The sequence below is a fragment of the Caballeronia terrestris genome, from assembly GCF_001544515.1.
GTDB lineage: Bacteria > Pseudomonadota > Gammaproteobacteria > Burkholderiales > Burkholderiaceae > Caballeronia > Caballeronia terrestris.
The window spans coordinates 1-846 of sequence record NZ_FCOL02000536.1; the positions used below are offsets into that span (position 1 = coordinate 1).

Below are 846 nucleotides of genomic sequence, written 5' to 3' on the forward strand. Positions count from 1 at the left end.
ATGAACACATCGAAATACCGGTCATCAGCGAAAGCACCGGTATCGAGCAGTTCGTACTCGAACTCCTCCCGCGATCGATTCCGGTTGGTCTCGATCAGATCCCGATAGGGATATTCTCGCTGAGGGTACTTGTAGAGGTACTTCATGTAGGAGTGGGTGGGGGTGCTGTCGAGATAGAAGTAATATTCCTTAACGTCCTCGCCATGATTACCCTCGCTGTTGGTGAGGCCGAAGAGGCGCTCCTTCAGGATCGGGTCGCGCTCGTTCCACAACGCCAGCGCAAAGCACAGCCGCTGCTTTTCGTCGCACAACCCACCGAGCCCATCCTCGCCCCACTTGTAGGCACGTGAGCGTGCGTGGTCATGGGTGAAGTAGTTCCAGGCGTCACCGTTTTCGCTGTAGTCCTCTCGCACCGTTCCCCACTGTCGCTCGCTAAGGTAAGGTCCCCACTTCTTCCACGGCACCTGGGTCTCGCGCGCGTCGTTCAAGCGCGTCTGTTCCGCTACGTCCACAATGGCAGGGGCCATGCTTTTGCTCCGTTACGGGTTAATGAACTCAGCTCGACGCAACGCAGGCGGGCGCTTCGCACCCAGCACTCATCGTGTGCGATTTAGGCAACTCCGCTACATCGGTATGTGTAGCGTTGACGCTTTGCTTAAAGCCTTCATAGGATATGACTTGACGGTCCTAAAACTCATAGCGCCCCGAGAAAAATGAGACATCGCCCTTGTTCACGCCCGACAGGCGAGGAATGAACCTCGCCATCATCGACGCCTGGCGATACCCGCACTGAGCCAATCGGCAACACGAGCGGGACCGGCAGGTAGTGTGCGATGTCGTGGCGGG

Annotated in this window: 1 pseudogene; it reads right to left on the bottom strand. The window is 57.3% G+C overall.

Annotation, left to right across the window (positions count from 1 at the left end):
• Positions 1-527: pseudogene (locus tag AWB67_RS38775) on the bottom strand (MGH1-like glycoside hydrolase domain-containing protein); the annotation flags it as partial.
• Positions 528-846: the final 319 nt, after the last annotated feature.